We start from the raw sequence: 16599 nt of genomic DNA, 5'->3' as shown, positions 1-16599 counted from the left end.
ATAACAATCAGTATGCCGATGATTCGTAAAAAACGTAACCAAGATCGCTACTTTATGGTGGGGCATGCACAGTAGAGATATGGCCGACAACCCTCTTCACCCCGACACTCTTGCCGTGCATGCCGGACGCGCTGATTTTGCTGAACTGGGTGTGCATGCCTCGCCCATCGATCTGTCGTCAACAAACCCGCTGCCCGATATCGAGCACGGCGGCGACTCGTATGAGTCAATGGCCACCGGCGGGCACCCATTGGCCATGGGTGGCAACGTGTACGGCCGACTCTGGAATCCGACGGTTGCCCGTTTTGAACAGGCCTTGGCAGAACTTGAGTACGCCGAAACTTCTGTAGCGTTCAGTTCGGGAATGGCGGCGGTGACGGCGGCGATTCTCGCGCACACGACATCCGTGGGTAAAAAACACGTGTTGGCGGTGCGGCCACTCTACGGCGGCACCGACCACCTGCTCGACTCAGGCCTACTGGGGGCAGAGGTCACCTTCTGCGACGCCGATGAGGTGGGAGCCCACGTGCGTGACGAGACCGGGCTCATTGTTATTGAAACACCGGCAAACCCCACACTCGACCTCGTCGATATCGCAGCCGTCGTGGGGCAGGCAGGCAGCGTTCCGGTGCTGGTCGACAACACTTTTGCGACGCCTGTGCTACAAAATCCGCTCGACCTGGGCGCAACCATGTCGCTGCACAGTGCAACAAAATACATTGGCGGCCACGGTGACGTGATCGCCGGTGTTATCGCGTGCACCGAAGAAACAGCTATCAGGCTGCGCAGTGTGCGTGCGATTACGGGTGCCGTGCTGCATCCGCTCGCCGCCTATCTTTTGCATCGCGGGCTTGCCACTTTGCCGTTGCGAATGCGGGCACAACAAGAAAATGCTGTTCGTCTGGCGGAATGGCTCAGCACTCACCCGGGTGTCTCTGCCGTGCGTTTTCCTGGCATCGACGGCGACCCACAGGGGATTATGCAACGCCAAATGCGGGGTCCGGGCGCCATGGTGTCGGCGCATCTGCACGGCGGCTATGAGGCCGCAGCCCACGTCGCGACGAACGTGAAGCTCTTTACGCATGCCGTTTCGCTCGGCGGGGTTGACTCATTAGTGCAGCATCCGGCATCGCTCACGCACCGCCCCGTCGCTCCCGAAGCGCGGCCCGGGGCAGACCTGGTGCGGTTGTCGATTGGCCTCGAAAATATCGACGACCTTATTGCCGACCTCGATCAGGCACTGCGCCGCTAGCCGCTACGGTTCCGGAGGCCCGGGTTCGCCTAGGCGACCGTGGTTACGGTGCCGCTGGTGAGGTTCACCAGTTCGTCAAACGTCATGGGCATGACCGAACTGGGTGTGCCGCCTGCTGTCCAAATTTGTTCATAGGTGCGCAGGTGTTCGTCGACCAGTGTTGTGAGAGGTACCGGATGCCCCACAGGGGCCACCCCACCAATCGCCTGGCCGGTTGCAGCCCGCACTTCGTCGGGCGTAGCCATGCGCACTTCATTTGCCTGCACCGCCGCCGCAATAACGTCGGTATTGGCACGGTGATCACCGCTAGTCATCACCAGCAGGGGAGCACCATCGGCCATAAATACGAGACTGTTAGCGATAGCACCCACGGTGCAGCCTAGCGCTGCCGCAGCAAGTTTCGCGGTGCGTGCAGAATCAGGCAATACGCGCACCTGCGAAGAAAGACCGGCTTTTGTCACCTGCTCTTGTACTTGCCGACTACGTTCGGGAAGGGTAGGGGCTTCAGAACTCACGGGGCTCCTCTCTGAGCACACTGTTGTGGCCGCGATTCTCGGACCACGATTGTTCCATTATCCACAATGCGTGAAACGATAGATTTATGTCTTCAGCGAATCTAGCGCGCGACGAAACAGCGGCACGTTCCGCACAGGTGTCACTGCGCAGCATCCGGGTTGAGCTTGATCTGACAACAGCAACCGACCCGCAACAGCCGGGATTTCGTTCGGTCACAGCCCTCGAGATTGACAGCACAACTGACACCACGTGGGTCGACTTTATTGGCTTGGCAGTTAACGAAGTGACCGTTAACGGCACGCCCCGGCCGGTGGAATGGGACGGAGCCCGCATCGCCCTCACCGGTGTTTCTGGCGTCAGTACGGTTGTTATCGACGCGACAGCCGCCTACAGCCGTTCGGGCGAGGGCATGCACCGATTCATTGACCCGGTCGACAATCGGACTTATCTGTACACACAGTACGAACCCGCCGACTCACGGCGGGTGATGGCCTGCTTTGAGCAGCCCGATATGAAGGCACCCATCACATTTACTGTGCACGCACCCAGCGGTTGGCACGTGCTGTCGAACCAGAGCGCGAGCACCACCGACGTCAACGGCGCAACCCAAACCGTACAGTTTGCTCCCACGCTGCCCATTTCGAGCTACATCACCTGCATTTGCGCGGGCCCCTACCATCGGGTCGATGCCAGCCATACGGTGGGGGAGCAGACTATCGATCTCGGCGTGCTGTGCCGCGCATCGCTGGCCGAACACCTCGACGCAGAAGAAATACTTAACGTCACACGCCAGGGCCTCGACTACTTTACGAACGCGTTTGACTACGACTATCCGTGGGGCAAATACGACCAAATTTTTGTTCCCGAATATAATCTCGGCGCCATGGAAAACCCGGGGCTCGTCACGTTTACCGAAGCCTACGTTTTTCGGGGTGCCGCCACCGAAGCACAGCGTGAAGCACGTGCCAACACGATCCTTCACGAGATGGCCCACATGTGGTTTGGTGACCTCGTCACCATGAAATGGTGGGACGACCTGTGGCTCAAAGAATCGTTCGCCGACTATATGGGCGCACACGTCTCGGCAGCAGCAACCCGGTTCACCGAGGCTTGGGTGAGCTTTGCTAACCGCCGCAAAGAATGGGCGTATACGCAAGACCAACTGCCCACAACGCACCCGATCATTGCCGACATCACCGACCTCGAAGCCGCAAAACTCAACTTTGATGGCATCACCTACGCCAAGGGCGCATCGGTGTTGAAACAGCTCGTAGCGTTCGTGGGCGAAGACGCATTTTTTGCTGGCGCACGCACCTATTTTCGGGCGCACGAGTTTGGTACAGCCACGCTCAATGATCTGCTCGTCGAACTGGAACAGGCATCCGGTCGCTCCCTGCGCGAATGGGCCGAAGCGTGGCTGCAACGCTCGGGGGTGAGCACCCTGCACCTCGAAACCGGCACCGACGGCGGTCTTGTGCTGTGCCAAACCGACCCGCGGCCGCACCGCCTACGCCTGGGCCGCTATGCGCTGAGCGATGGCCGGATCGTGCACCAAAACACGCTCGACCTCGACATCGATGCCGAACGCACGCCGATCGACGCCGAGCCTGCCGACCTGCTGCTGATCAACGAGGGCGACCTCACCTACGCCAAAGTGCGCCTCGGCGACCGCTCGCTTGACACGGTCGAACAGGCACTGTCGACACTCGACGACACGCTGGCACGTGGAATTATCTGGTCGTCGCTATGGAACGCCACGCGCGACGGCGAACTCTCGGTCGCCCGTTACCTGCGCATCGTGGCGGCCCACGCACCGGCCGAAACCCACGTCGGAATTCTCGATGGCGTGCTCAACCACGCCGCCTATGCTGCACGCGAATACCTCGCCGACGCCGCAACAGCCCTCGCCCGCGCCGACTGGCTCGAAGCCGTCTACCGGGCGCTGCAGGGTGCCGAGGCAGGCAGCGGCCAGCAGCTGGTGTGGGCGCGGGCACTTGCCCATGCCGCCGCCTACAGCGACGGCCACATCCACGACATCCGTGGCTGGCTCGACGGCACAACTCCAGCGCCGGAGGGACTACCGCTCGATGCCGACCTGCGCTGGGCACTGTGGACGGCGCTCGCAGCCCGCGGGGCTGCTGGCGACGCAGAAGCACAGGCCGAATTGCAGCGTGATAACACCGCGAGTGGCCGTATTGCTTACCGCCGGATGCTGGCCGCCCAGCCGCTGCACGAGGTGCGTGACGCTGCGGTCGAGACCGCATGGACCGACACAACACTCAGCAACAATGAGCTCGACGCCGTCATCGCAGGATTCATGGCCGGTGGGCGCCGCGACCTGATTTCGCGTCATGACGCACGCTATTTCGAGTCCATCGCCGAGGTGTGGAACACCCGCAGCATTGAGATTGCGCGCCGGCTTGTGCTGGGGCTTTTCCCGAACAGCGACTCAACAACCCTCGTCGATACGTGGCTCGAGTTGCATCCGGATGCCCCCGCAGCCCTGCGCCGTCTCATTATTGAGCAGCGTGATCACCTGCATCGCAAAATTCGTGTGCGGGCCGCGCAGCCGGGTGTTGCCGTGCCCGAGGTGGGGTAGCGCTGGGGGAGTGCCGGATGCTGCGCCGCGGGCCTATTCGATTTCGACGGCGTCGCCCGCATCGAGGTCATAAAATTGGCCGCCGTTGTGTTCGGTAGCCCAGCGGAGCCGTTCGCGGTGCATAGGTTTTCCATGTCCGACAGCGTCGCGTCGTGTGTGCCGAAGGCGTGGCGGGGTGCGACGGCGAGCACAAAATCGATCGCTTCGCCGATTTTTAGCCAGGGTGCGCCGAGGGGTGCAGCCAGCAGTGTCACGTCGATTCCTTCCGGGATCGCATACGAGTCGCCGGGGTAATACAGCTGGTCATCGACGAGAACGCCCACGTTTTCGACCACGGGAATCGACGAGTGAATAATGCAGTGTTCGCCACCAAAAAATGTCAGCGTAAAGTCGCCGACCTGGTGCGTGTCGCCTGCAGCTACCGGATGCATCCGAAAATCGGGCGCCTGCTGCACCACCGATTGCGGCGCATAAATCGGCACGCCGGGGGCTGTGGTGCGCAGCTGGTCGAGGTGTCCGGGAGTCCAATGATCGGGATGCTCGTGCGTGATCACAATGCCCACAAGGTTGTCGACACCGGACAGCGGTGGCGTGAACGCTCCCGGGTCGATGATGAGCGTTTGGCTGTTTTTCTGTACGCGGAGGGCCGCGTGTTCGTGTTTGGTGACGCGCATGGGTCGAGTCAACTCTGTAGAACGCTGGGCGGCAAGCATCCGGGGTGCTGGTGGCGTGTCGGTGGAGGCGACACTCCCGGATGCTGCTCGCACAGCATCGATTTTGTGCGATTGCGTGCCCGTGTCATAATTATCTCTGTCGCTGCGAGCGTTCGCGCGATAAAAGTATGCGGCCCCATCGTATAGCGGCCTAGTACGCCGCCCTCTCACGGCGGTAACGCGGGTTCGAATCCCGCTGGGGTCACCAACAAGAAAACCCCCGCTCAGGCGGGGGTTTTCGCATTCCTGCTTTCGGACGCTATGAGGCGCTACGCGGCTTTTGGCAACAGATTGGCAACATCCGATTGCATCGCTGCTTGGTCGAGCGCCGTGGCAACACTGTCGAGGTCGTCATCGAACAGGTCGGCGTACACGTCGAGGGTCACAGCGGCCGAGGCGTGCCCGAGCATGCGCTGCACCGCCTTGACGTTCGCCCCGGCGCTGACCGCGAGCGATGCGGCGGTGTGCCGTAGTTCGTGGGGCGTGAGTCCTTTGAGGCCGATTGCGGTTGCGGCAGTGTCGAACCAGCCGACGCGGTAGACGTGGTTGCGCAGCCAGGTGCCGGTGCGGATGCCGTAGAACACGGGAGCGTCGGCGTCGCGTCCTGCGATCTGTGCACGGAGCAGGCGGACGAGGAACGCAGGGATCGGGATGCTCCGGTGCTCGTAGTCCTTCGGCGGCTCGATGCGCTGGTAGCCCTTGTCGGCGACGACGGTCTGTTCGACGGTTAGGCGCGGGTGTTTCGCGTCGAGGTCGAGGTCGCAGATTCGCAGTCCGGAGAGTTCGCCCCAGCGCAGGCCGCAGTACGCGAGGGTGAGCACGACCAAGCCGTACCCGTAGTCTCGACCGTCTTTCATTTCGTCAATGGCCTGGGCGAGCGCCGCGACCTGATCGTGCGATAGATACCGCTTGCGCGTCTTCGTCGGCTTGGGGAGTTTGAGGCGGGCGGCGGGGTTCGACGGCAGGCGCTCGTCCTCGACCGCGAACCGTAGCGCTCCTGAAAGTACATTGACGATCTTTCGCACTGTCGCGGGAGCGCCTGGCAGTGCGGATGCCCATTCCTGTACTCGGAGCCGGGTGAGGTTGCCGATCGGGATGCTACCGAGTTCGGGCGTGATGTGCTTGTCGATGATGTTCTCGACACGGCTGCGCGTGGTTGCCCGCAGATCGCCTCGGGCGGCGAGCCAGGTCTGGAGCCAGTCGGCTACGGTGACCCTCGCCAGCGAGGGATCGAGGTAGCGACCTTGGGCGATGTTGACCTCGGTCGTCGCCAGGAACAGCTCAGCGGCCTTCTTCGTCGTGAAGCCGCGCTTCTGGGTCTGCTTCTTGTCGGGTCGGCGATAGAGGGCACGGTAACGACGCCCTTTCGTCGTCTCATACGCCTCGATGCTGCCCATGATGCTGTCGCCTACTTCTCCAGCCCGGCGAGTCGCTGCACGTCGATGCGACGGTAGACACGCTTGTGCTGGGTGAGCCGAATCGGCTCCACCGGCGACGTGCCCGCGAGAGCGAGGGTGCGCAGCGTCGTGCGATGGATACCGAGCAGTGCGGCGGTCTCTTCCTCGGAGTAGAACAGCGGGGCACGCTGGTGCTCGTCTGTGGGTGCGGTGCTCTGGCCCATCGTGTCCTCCGATCTAGCTCAGATGGTAGCTGCTATGGCAGCGAGTGTCTTAGATTAGATCACAACACGCCGATAACAGCAAGTGTTTTAGTTGCTCGTGTTGCTCGCTAGAATCGGGACATGCCCACATCCTCCGGTCATCGCCCCGGCGACCAGTCCTATGACGGACTGCTCGTGCCGGACGACCTGCCCGACGGGTGGCACCTGCCCGACCGCTTTCCGGGGGAGCGGGCCGAGGATGCGAGCGCGTTTCTTGATGAAGCGCTCGGCTATAACGATCAGGTCGTGACTGCCGAGGATCGGCAGGCGCAGCTCGACTCGGAGCAGAATGAGACGATCGACGGCCGGTGGCGTTACATCGAGCATGCAGCGACCGCGACTCGCGTGTTCATTCGGCTCCAGCGTCAGCAGTTCGCGGTGCCGGAGGAAGTGAAGATCACGGGCGTCGTGTACCTTCCGTGGCGACCTGGTGATCCCATCTCCAGTCAAGACCTTCGTGCGTTGCCGACCGCTCGTATCGAGGCGGCGATCAACGAGCGGCTGTTCGCTATGAAACGGACAGTGACGATCACGGGCGGAAAGATCGTGCTGCCGTCTGGCCGGAAGATCAGCGAGCGCGATCTGCTCAAACCGCTTGGAAACCCGAAGCAGACGCCGGACTTCTACGAACTCGTCGCGCTCCAGTACGGCAAGCTCTCATCCCAGGGCGATGAAGCTCCGGCGGTCACCATGGCGAAGATCAATGATGTTGCTCACGCCACGGCGCAGGGCTGGCTCGTTCGCACCCGCGCTCGCGGGCTGCTGCCTCCCGGTCGCCGGGGATAGCTCGCTGCGCAGGCCGCTCAGAGATCCTTGAGCCGTTGTCGCCAGTACCCAGGGCGGCGGCGCTCGTGCGCGTACGCAACGACGATGACCTCGTCGTCTCGAACGAAGTAGATGATGCCGTACGGGAACACGTCGGTGCCCTTGCGTCGAAGACGAGGGATGCGCTGGCGACCGCGATAGAGCGGCGCGGAATCCGGCCATTCCCTGATGAAGTCCACGCCGTTATCGAGGTCATCGCCGAGACGGTCGCCGAGTCCTGCTTCCTGGTCGTCATACCAGGCGAGGGCATCCAGATACTCTTCGCGAGCGGCCGGATGCTCGCGCCAGCGCAACGCGCTCACTTGCGGCGAGCCGCCAGCATTGCTCGGGCCATGCGTCGAGTCTCTTCGCCATCGACGAGTTCGACCTTGCCGGTCAGAATCTCATCCACCCGAAGGTCGATCTCTTCATCCCACGCGGCATCGACTTCGGCCTGCTCCGTGTCGCTGATCTGCTGGAGCGCGAGCGCGGCAATCTCGCGCTCATCGGCAGAGAGGGTTCGACCCTCTGCGATGTAGTCTGCGAGCTTCGGCGTCATGCCCAAAGTCTACCGCTGAGGCCTGACGTTCGGGGGAAAGCTCGCTACAGCCTCGGCACGTCGTTGTGCGGGCCAGTGCGACGACGACTTTCGCTGAGAAGATCGTGGGAAGCGTGGAGCTTGCGCGCTCGGGCCTCTCGGGCGAGCCGTGCCCGTTCTGCGGCCTCGCGCTGGGCACTGATCCGGGCGGCGGCGTCCTGCACGGACATGCCTCGCAAAGTGGCTGCCTCTTGTCGTGCTGTTGCGGCAGTGCGGTGGGCGTTGGCGGCTTCTCGGTCGGGGTGGGTGAACTCGTAGCGCAGCGGGTCGCGTCGTACTTGTTCGGCTCCGAAGATGTCGGCGTGGAGCGCGCGGCGTTCGCTGCGGTGTCGCTTGTCCATCTCCTCCCCGGCAGTACGGGCCGCTTGGGCGTGCTGTTCGGCTTCGATCACGCGAGGGTCGCTGGCGGCGACCCGTTCTGCTGCGCGTGAGGCCCAGCCGGTGAGCGTGTCGGCGTCGTCAGGTGTTGTGCCCCAATGGTCTGCGAGACGGCCGCGACTCTTGCCCGCGAGTGTGGCGGCGGCCTGGTGGTCTTTGCGTGCGCCGCGTCTTCCAAACCTTCCTGCTGCGTTGAGCTTTCTCTGTGCGGCTGTCTCTTGGTCGAGCGCGGCCAGGTGCTCGGCGCCTTCCTCCAAGGCGGCCACCGTGAGCGGTTCCTGCACCTCGGCGCGCACTCGAACTGCCGCCTCCGTCACGGACTGGATGACGGCGGCTTGCTCATCCTTCTCCGCCTGCTGGTGCTCGTGCTGCTGGTCGAGGCGCGCGCCGACGCGCTCCCACCACGCGGCGCGGTGCTCGGCCTTCTCCGCATCCTGGATGAGTTGCGCGACGCAGGTGTTCACGAGCTTCACCGGGCCAGCGTCAACGAGACCCCGCACGGCCTCCGCTGCGCGCTCGGTCGCATCGGCGAGGCCGCGGTCGGCGTGGTCGCGTTCCATCGCGTCGATGAACTGCGCCCTCGCCTCAGCGCGGCTCTCCGCGATGACGTGCAGGGCGTTCTCGCCCCTACCTCTCGTCATGCCGACATACACCGCCGCACCGTTGATGCCGTCGCTGAGGATCGTGTGCGAAGCGGGTGCGGTGACGCCTTGCACTCCGTAGGCGGTCGCTGCATAGGACAGGTGCGCGTGCTCGCTGACGTATTCGGCGGGCAGGTGTCGCGTGTGCTCCCGTTTACGTTCGTCGTTGGCGTCGCGCATCCAGACCGACCCGTCGGGTTCGACGCGTTGCACGATCCACTGCTGCCGGTTCGCCACACCCAGCGCAGTGTCGTTGCGACGAGTCTGGATCAGATCGCCCGCACCGATGCTCAGCCCATCACTGCCCGTCGTCGGGGCAGTGTCATCGACCAGGCCGCGAGCGATCCGCTCATCCCGGATGCGCTCATTCAACCGCGCCGCCTCCTCGTTGCCAACGACAGTGATCGTCTCGCCGTCGCGGGCATTTTGCGCGATGTGTTCTTGCAGTTCGTCGCCGTCTGCGTGCAATCGGATCAGGCCGAACCGGTCGAGCTGGTCGAACACGTCGCCAGGGTTGCGGCGGTCACGCATGCGCACGGTGAGGTCGGCATAGTCCGGGTCGGTGAAGCGATGCACCTCGGCCATGTCGAAGGTACGACCCCGAATCTGCGCCGCCATGTCGAGAACGCCACCGCGACCAACAGCGGCGAGCTGCGCGCGGTCGCCCACGAGCGCGACCGTTGCGCCCGCTTCTGCGGCAACGGTGAACAGTGCGAGGGCTGCGTCTTGGTCGAGCATCCCGGCCTCGTCGACCACGATCCGATCCCCGCGCCGCAACGCAGAGCCCGTTGGCGGTCCGGTGAACGTCGTACCCGTCGTCGGATCAGTCGCTCCCGGTGTGATTCGCGTCCATACGCCGTCCTCGTTCCACCGATAGCCATGCGCGTGCACGAGAGCGGCAACCGATGCGGCGGGCACGCCGAGTTCCTGCTGCGCAACGTCGGCGGCGCGCTTGGTCGGCGCAACGACGCGCACGCGCCTGCCGTGATCGTTCGCGGCGGCGATCGCCGTGGCAAGCATCGTGGTCTTCCCCGCACCCGCTGCGCCTTCCACGATCACCAGCGGATCGGTCGATGCGACTGCTGCGGCCGCATCGAGTTGACCGGCGTCGAGACGCTGCCCGAGTCGTGCAGCGATGTGCGACACGTCACGATAGCGCTGCTCGTTCTTCGGCAGGCGGACGGTGAGCAGGTCGCGCAACTCGCTCTCGACCTGCACCACGCGCAACGATGTGAGATGCGCCACATGCTCCGGTGCGGCTGCGCCGGTCGGCAGGATCGAGAAGCAGTCCTCGAGTGCGAGCGCCGTCGACAGTGCGATCAGCTCCCGCAGCTCTTCGCGGGTAGCGCGCACGCCGTGCCCGGTGATAATCCGGGTGGCATGCTCCTGCACATCGTGGCGCGTCCACGCCGATGATCCGGCGGCGCAGCGATCCAGCGCGCGCGACGCAATCTGCTGCACCGAGAGTTCGTTGGATCGCGTCGGCGCGCTGACGAGCTTGCGGGTGAGGGGTTCGAGGTCGTAGCCGGCCTCTCGGAGCTCGGTCAGCCATTCGGCTTCTTCGCGGGTCGTGGTCGGCTTCTTCGCGGGTCGCTCGAACGCCCACGCCTTCGCCGTCAGCCGGGAGGACACCACTGGCCCCATTGTCTCGCCTGGATGCGCGGCCTCCCATTCGGCTTCGAGCCGTTCCAGGTTCTTCCGCACCTGTGCGCCGCGCTTGCTCATCAGCGCGTTGAACGGCTCCAACTCCGTCACCTCTCCCGTTACCGGGTCAAGGGTGAGGTCGTGTCTGTTGAGCACCGTCGCAAGCTCAGGGCTGGCGGCGATCACGGCAGACCCGAGCGCCCGGATCGCGCTCTGTTGCTTGAACATCGCCGCCGTATCCAACGCCCGCCACGCACCTGCAGCCCAAACCCTGGTGCCTACCTGCATATGGATGTGGCGGTGCGGGTCACCTGCGCGGGAAGTGCGGTGCGTGATCCCGACGACCTGCATGCGCTCGATTGGCGCGACTTCCTGCTGCCCGCGCGGGCCGACGCGCGTCACCGAGTGCTGAGAGAGCCACCGCTGAATCTCCGACAGCGCGCCCTGCTGCGCCGCGTCCAGGGCCTCGGACACTTCGGGGTGGAGGGCAGCGGCGATGGAGAGCGACTTCGGGGTATTGATGACCATCTCTGCGAACCGAGGCGAGCCTTGACGATCCGACCCCGCAAGCCGTGGCCTGCCCATTCGTTCTTGGGTGTCGGGGTTGATCCAGTCCACCCAGCCCGCATAGTCCTCAGCGCTGAGTGGACGGACGATCGCCTCACCGGACGCGTCGAGCACGGCGTAAGAGATGCCGGTGGCGTCGCTAAGGTAGTAGTCGTCCGCTCGGGAGCGGTCGGACTCGACATAGCGCATGGCATCGGCTCCGGTGCCCCGGAACAGAACCACGCCGCCATGCATCCCGACTCCTATCTAAGATGACTGCTGGCATCGTAGCATACGTCCATTCAAGAAAGATTGCTCAGCGGTGGACAGTGTTGAAGTGAGCGGTCATGTACTTGTTAGAAGGTTTTGTTGGGGAGGTGGGTCCATGGACGATGACGAGTTCGAAGCGCGGCTTCGAAGGTCGGCTCCGACGGCGAGGGTGCCTCTAGGTTTGGCCGAGCATCGTGCTCGCATTCTTGCTGAGGCTCGGGCGCGTCGCTGGCGACGGCTGCGGGTCTTGGGCGCGGGGACAGCGGTGTCGGTGCTTCTGGTCGGCGGTGGAGCCACCGCGATTGCAGGAAACGGCAACGAAACCCCCTGGGGTTGGGTTGCCGACAACGTGTTCTCCATCGAACGAGAATCCGCTCCCATCTGCTTCCAGGGGATGCGGGTCATGCTTGATGGTGTGGCTGATGACTCCGAGATGGCGCAGGATGCTCGCCAGATCGTCGGAGACATGAATCTTGAGGAGGTCGATACTGCGGCGGCGGAAGCAGAGATCAGGAGGCAGAATGCCGAAGAGCCTGATGGCTCCCTCGCCGAGATGAGCGACGCGCAGATCAAGCAAGACGCACTACATCAGATCGTCGCTAACACGCTCTTCGCCGAGCTAGAGGCACGGGGGTATGACCTTGTTCCTGGAGCTTGGGTGAGCTTGCAGTCCACCACTGAGTGCGCTGATGAGTAGACACAGAGTGCTGTTTGATGAGGTGATTCGCGAGAACGAGGATGATCTTCTCCGCTACTTCCAACGGCGGCTGACAAACAGTGCTGATGCGGCAGAGGCATTCGGGGAGTTCCTTCTCACGGCGTGGAAGATCAGCCGAAGAATGCCTACTGATCGCGTCGAGGCGCGGATGTGGTTGTTCGGTGTGGCCCACAAAGTGCTGTCGACCGCACGGCGCACGCTCGCGCGTCGTTCTGCTGCCCTTGAACGGTTCATGGGTGAAATGAGCACCGTAGAGCAGTCGCCTCCTGATGATTCGAGCTTCGAGATTCGTGATGCGATCAACCGGCTTGCTGACGCCGACGCAGAACTGGTCCGATTGGTCTATTGGGATGGCTTGCGTTCTCACGAGGCAGCCGCGGCTTTGGGTATAAACCCCTCCACAGCCCGGTCGCGACTCTCGAAGGCGAAGCAGCAGCTGCGCGCCGCTTTGGAGGCGCCTGACCCTGAGCTCATCCGCTCTCGGGGCCCAGACTGACCGCACGCCCAGACGTAACCCTGTCGCGTCGCTCGCGGCCACGTGCATTTTCTACTTAGGCATTGCCAACGACCCGGAACTCCAGCATTGACTTGCAGGTTCCAGTGCGTCGTATCCACAGCACCGTCGATTGGTGCTGCCCAAAACAAAGCTCACTTCACACATTCTCAGGAGAGATGATGCAGGGAAAAGGGAAACTCGGGATGTTAGTGCTGCTCGCCGTCCTCGGTGGGAGCGTTCTCGCTGGATGCAGTTCAGGATCAAGTTCAGCCCCGATCACCTATGAACCGGGCGAACTCAGTGGCACGGAGCAGGACTTCGCAAGCGAGATGGCAGCGTGTTTGAAGGAGTCCGGTTGGGAGGTCGAAGTGCGCCCGGACAACTCGTACGGCATCACTCTTCAGGAAGGGCAAGAAGCTGCGTACGATGCGGCCGATGCTGCGTGCTCAGAGAGCCTCGGGTTTGACAAGCAGCCGGAGCCTCTCACTGATGCGCAGAAGAAGCGCCTCTACGAGGGGCTCGTGTCTCTCACAGCGTGCCTCCGTAACGAGGGTCATGAGGTGCAGGACGTCCCGAGCGAACAAGCCTTTCTCGATGATGCCATGTTCGACCCGTACGGCGAGCTCCGCGATCCCCGACGGTCCGACGCGCTCAGCGACGACGAGTACTACGCACTACTCAAGACCTGCCCTCAACCATGACACAGCAGAATGGGAACAAGCATGAGCAAGCGGAAGTCGACGCGTTGACGACACTGAAAAGCGCTCGGCGGTACCGATGGCAAGGTGCCGTGCTCGGTGCTGTAATCGCGGCTGTCCTCGCTGGTGCTGGCGTGTGGGCGGGGCTCACGGTGCTGCAACCGGCGGAGGATCCGCTTGCGGCAAAGCAATACACCTACGTTGAAGTGTCTGAGGGCGAGGTTAGTTCTCAACTCGCGCTGAACACGATCGCACAATGGCGCACACAGCCGGTGGGCGAGAACCGTGCCGCAGGGGTTGTGACTTCGGTCAACATTACTGCCGGTGATGAGGTGAACGTCGGCAGCACGTTGTATTCAGTGAATCTGCGGCCCGTCGTCATCGGTCAGGGGTCCATACCTGCTTTCCGTGCCATCGGTGAAGGCGCTGAGGGGCCCGACGTGACGCAGCTTCAGGAGATGCTTGGCGCGCTCGGCTTTTACCACTACGCCGCGGATGGCAAGGCGGAAGGCGGAACCGTGTCCGCGATCCGTGCGTGGCAAGAATCGCTCGGTCTGGAGCAGACCGGGCAAGTGGACTTAGGCGATGTGGTATTCGTGCCAAGCCTCCCGGCCCGGATCGCGCTCGACACAGAGCACGTCGCCACGGGCAACACACTCAACGGCGGGGAACCCGTCATACGCGGCCTATCGAGCACCCCAGCTTTCACACTGCCTGTCACCGATGCGCAGGCGGCAATGATTCCGACCGGCACTCGGGTCGAACTGACATCCCCGGAGGGCAACACCTGGACGGCCTTTTCTGCGGATCAGGAGCGTGACAAAGAAACCGAAGCGCTCACCGTCACCCTCCGCGGTATGGACGGCGCATCGATCTGCGGTGATGGCTGCGGGCAGATACCCGTATCCGGGCAGGCACAGTTGGTCTCCCGAATCATCACCGTCGAACCGGTCACTGGACTGGTCGTGCCCTCCGCGGCCCTGGTTACCGACGCGAACGGCGACACCATGCTCATTGATGCGAACGACAAACGGCATCCCGTCACCGTCATTGCCGCCGCAAAGGGCATGTCTGTGATCGAAGGTGTGGACGCGGGCCTGCGTGTGCGCGTACCGGCTGAGACATCGGATAAGAAGCCGTGACGGGTGAGGAAGGGGAGCTTCTGCTGGAGGCAGACCAGATCACCTTCGAATACACCCCCGGCACCCGAGTTCTCGATACCTGGTCGGCACAGTTCTTCGCGGGCACGACGACCGCGCTCACCGGAAGATCAGGGCGAGGAAAGTCCACGCTGCTATATCTGCTAGGACTCATGCTGAACCCCACATCAGGGAACGTCATTGTCGACGGGGAAACAACCGCCCATCTCCGTGATGCTGATCGGGCCAGGCTCCGCGCGAACAAGTTCGGCTTCGTGTTCCAGGACGCCGCCCTTGACTCAACTCGCACCGTCATGGACAACATCACCGAGACCGCCCTCTACCGGCCAGGGAAACGATCGGCACTCTACCCCCGAGCAGAAGAACTCCTCGACAAGTTCGGCGTGAAGCTGCCTGCTCACCGTAAGCCAGGACAGGTCTCAGGAGGACAAGCGCAACGCATTGCTCTGTGCCGCGCGCTCCTCACCGAGCCGATGATCCTCCTCGCTGACGAACCCACTGGAAACCTCGACCCCGACAGCACCAAAGTCGTCGTCGCCGCGCTGCGCGAACATGCTCACACGGGTGCAGCCGTCATCGTGGTCACCCACTCCTCAGATGTCGCCGCGGCCTGCGACCGAGAAATCGTCCTATGATCCTCAAGACAATCCGTGAAGCCCTGCTATCCGCACGCTCTCAACCCGTCGCCTCAATCGTCACCTTGCTGACGATCGCTGGGATGATCCTCGCAGTCATGCTCACCACAGGCCGCACCGTCGGAGCCGAACAGCAAGTTCTCGGCTCCATCGACTCCGCAGGCACCCGATCGATCACTGTCCGCGCCGACCCCGCCTCGGGCATCACGACCAGCGTTCTCGACCGTCTCTCCGCTATCGAAGGCATCGAATGGGCAACAGCCTTCGCAACCACGGTCGACGCGACCAACAGCGAAGTACGCGACGGAACCCGCGTACCCACCAGGATCACCTACGGACACCACCTCGACCTGCTCGGTATCCCGTCCTCGATCTCCGCCGCCGAACCGCATGGCTACGCCTCACACAGAGCACTCGAACAACTCGGAATGATCGACAACACCGGAGCAATCACCCTCACCACCGGTCCCACCTACAGCATCGTCGGGCAGATCCAGCCGCCGGACTTCCTTACATCGTTCGAACCCCTCGTGCTCTTGCCCGCCTCCGACTGGGACGGGACCGAGAACGTCGCACTCATCATCGTCATCGCCAAGACCCCTGAACTGGTCGCACCCATCGCAGAAATTCTCGGCACCGTCCTCGCCGCAGAAGACCCATCCCAGGTGCAGATTCACACCAGCGAAGCCCTCGCCGAACTCCGCGGACTAATCCAAAACCAACTCGGCTCGTTCTCACGCGGACTCGTCCTCGCCCTCATGGGCCTCACCGGAACACTCGTCGCGATCCTCTTGTATGGCCTCGTCATGATGCGCCGGAAAGACTTCGGACGCCGCCGAGCACTCGGCGCAACACGCACCCAAATAGTCACCCTCCTCCTCATCCAGACAACCTTCCTCGCCGTCATCGGCATCACCGCAGGAACAGCGATCTCCGCCGCTCTCCTCATAGCCGCACACGACCCGCTCCCCGGACTCGCGTTCTCCGCAGCCCTCGCGACACTCACCCTCATCACCACCCTCGTCGCAGCCCTCATCCCAGCCCTCATCGCCAGCCGACGAGAACCCATCCGCGAACTCAGAATCGCGTAGTCCCCACTCGATGTGCCACACACTGCCTGGCCGCGAGGTGACGGGGACTATAAGACCGGCGCTCGGACTGAACGGGGTGGACTGCCTCGCGCGTCCCTTATCCTCCGCCATTGAAGGGCGGCAACGTGGCAACATTCTGGCAACGAACGCTGGCGACAAGGCCTTCCGCGTCGCACTCCA

Annotated in this window: 15 protein-coding genes, 1 tRNA gene and 1 pseudogene; 10 read left to right on the top strand and 7 right to left on the bottom strand. The window is 63.1% G+C overall.

All coding sequences use genetic code 11. The annotated features are described in order from the left end of the window. Nucleotides 1–79: 79 nt before the first annotated feature. Entirely contained in the window at nucleotides 80–1252 is a 1173-nt protein-coding gene (locus ACQUSW_RS03130; RefSeq protein ID WP_428930794.1) for a trans-sulfuration enzyme family protein, read from the top strand. 29 nt (nucleotides 1253–1281) lie between these two features. Here the strand turns inward: ACQUSW_RS03130 and ACQUSW_RS03125 are convergent, their stop codons facing one another. After that, nucleotides 1282–1767 (bottom strand): YbaK/EbsC family protein, encoded by a 486-nt coding sequence (locus ACQUSW_RS03125; RefSeq protein ID WP_428930793.1) that lies wholly within the window; start codon nucleotides 1765–1767, stop codon nucleotides 1282–1284. A gap of 86 nt (nucleotides 1768–1853) precedes the next feature. Between ACQUSW_RS03125 and pepN the strand changes: the two genes are divergently transcribed. Further along, complete coding sequence (pepN, locus tag ACQUSW_RS03120) at nucleotides 1854–4367, top strand: aminopeptidase N (RefSeq protein WP_428930792.1); 2514 nt, start codon at nucleotides 1854–1856, stop codon at nucleotides 4365–4367. A gap of 33 nt (nucleotides 4368–4400) precedes the next feature. Here pepN and ACQUSW_RS03115 read toward each other — a convergent pair. Beyond that, nucleotides 4401–5041, bottom strand: a pseudogene (locus ACQUSW_RS03115) (MBL fold metallo-hydrolase). Between the two features lie 171 nt (nucleotides 5042–5212). Here ACQUSW_RS03115 and ACQUSW_RS03110 point away from each other — a divergent pair. Continuing rightward, nucleotides 5213–5288: transfer RNA gene (locus ACQUSW_RS03110), tRNA-Glu, on the top strand. A 61-nt stretch (nucleotides 5289–5349) separates the two neighbouring features. Here the strand turns inward: ACQUSW_RS03110 and ACQUSW_RS03105 are convergent. Further along, nucleotides 5350–6477: a site-specific integrase gene (locus ACQUSW_RS03105; protein ID WP_428930791.1), complete on the bottom strand. Its 1128-nt coding sequence runs from the start codon at nucleotides 6475–6477 to the stop codon at nucleotides 5350–5352. A gap of 11 nt (nucleotides 6478–6488) precedes the next feature. Then, nucleotides 6489–6701, bottom strand: a complete 213-nt coding sequence (locus tag ACQUSW_RS03100) for a hypothetical protein (protein ID WP_428930790.1) — start codon at nucleotides 6699–6701, stop codon at nucleotides 6489–6491. A gap of 120 nt (nucleotides 6702–6821) precedes the next feature. Here ACQUSW_RS03100 and ACQUSW_RS03095 point away from each other — a divergent pair, with 120 nt between their 5' ends. After that, a complete protein-coding gene (locus ACQUSW_RS03095; RefSeq protein WP_428930789.1) occupies nucleotides 6822–7526 on the top strand; it encodes a hypothetical protein in 705 nt (234 codons plus the stop codon). A gap of 17 nt (nucleotides 7527–7543) precedes the next feature. On the opposite strand, the gene ACQUSW_RS03090 is transcribed toward ACQUSW_RS03095, so the two are convergent. The 3 genes from ACQUSW_RS03090 to mobF are packed head-to-tail and all read right to left on the bottom strand — an operon-like array spanning nucleotide 7544 to nucleotide 11606. Further along, the gene (locus tag ACQUSW_RS03090; RefSeq protein WP_428930788.1) at nucleotides 7544–7867 is read right to left on the bottom strand and encodes a hypothetical protein; all 324 of its coding nucleotides are present in this window, start codon (nucleotides 7865–7867) and stop codon (nucleotides 7544–7546) included. Then, complete coding sequence (locus tag ACQUSW_RS03085; RefSeq protein ID WP_204963414.1) at nucleotides 7864–8103, bottom strand: addiction module protein; 240 nt, start codon at nucleotides 8101–8103, stop codon at nucleotides 7864–7866. The genes ACQUSW_RS03090 and ACQUSW_RS03085 overlap by 4 nt, the downstream gene beginning before the upstream one ends. Nucleotides 8104–8147: 44 nt before the next feature. After that, the gene (mobF, locus tag ACQUSW_RS03080) at nucleotides 8148–11606 is read right to left on the bottom strand and encodes a MobF family relaxase (protein ID WP_428930787.1); all 3459 of its coding nucleotides are present in this window, start codon (nucleotides 11604–11606) and stop codon (nucleotides 8148–8150) included. Between the two features lie 130 nt (nucleotides 11607–11736). Here mobF and ACQUSW_RS03075 point away from each other — a divergent pair, with 130 nt between their 5' ends. The 6 genes from ACQUSW_RS03075 to ACQUSW_RS03050 all read left to right on the top strand — a co-directional run bounded on the left by ACQUSW_RS03075 (nucleotide 11737) and on the right by ACQUSW_RS03050 (nucleotide 16419). Then, complete coding sequence (locus ACQUSW_RS03075) at nucleotides 11737–12318, top strand: hypothetical protein (protein ID WP_428930786.1); 582 nt, start codon at nucleotides 11737–11739, stop codon at nucleotides 12316–12318. Next, the gene (locus ACQUSW_RS03070) at nucleotides 12311–12835 is read left to right on the top strand and encodes an RNA polymerase sigma factor (RefSeq protein ID WP_428930785.1); all 525 of its coding nucleotides are present in this window, start codon (nucleotides 12311–12313) and stop codon (nucleotides 12833–12835) included. Before ACQUSW_RS03075 ends, ACQUSW_RS03070 begins: the two co-directional genes overlap by 8 nt. A gap of 176 nt (nucleotides 12836–13011) precedes the next feature. Continuing rightward, nucleotides 13012–13536: a hypothetical protein gene (locus ACQUSW_RS03065; protein WP_428930784.1), complete on the top strand. Its 525-nt coding sequence runs from the start codon at nucleotides 13012–13014 to the stop codon at nucleotides 13534–13536. Next, entirely contained in the window at nucleotides 13533–14675 is a 1143-nt protein-coding gene (locus tag ACQUSW_RS03060; protein WP_428930783.1) for a peptidoglycan-binding protein, read from the top strand. Before ACQUSW_RS03065 ends, ACQUSW_RS03060 begins: the two co-directional genes overlap by 4 nt. Next, nucleotides 14672–15328, top strand: coding sequence for an ABC transporter ATP-binding protein (locus ACQUSW_RS03055; protein ID WP_428930782.1), 657 nt, complete (start codon nucleotides 14672–14674; stop codon nucleotides 15326–15328). The genes ACQUSW_RS03060 and ACQUSW_RS03055 overlap by 4 nt, the downstream gene beginning before the upstream one ends. Further along, nucleotides 15325–16419 carry an ABC transporter permease gene (locus tag ACQUSW_RS03050; protein WP_428930781.1) on the top strand — a complete coding sequence of 365 codons (1095 nt, stop codon included), beginning with the start codon at nucleotides 15325–15327 and terminating at the stop codon, nucleotides 16417–16419. Before ACQUSW_RS03055 ends, ACQUSW_RS03050 begins: the two co-directional genes overlap by 4 nt. The last annotated feature ends 180 nt before the right edge of the window (nucleotides 16420–16599 follow it).

Source organism: Microbacterium luticellae (assembly GCF_050408645.1).
Classification (GTDB): domain Bacteria; phylum Actinomycetota; class Actinomycetes; order Actinomycetales; family Microbacteriaceae; genus Microbacterium.
This window is presented reverse-complemented; position numbering and strand designations above follow the sequence as displayed.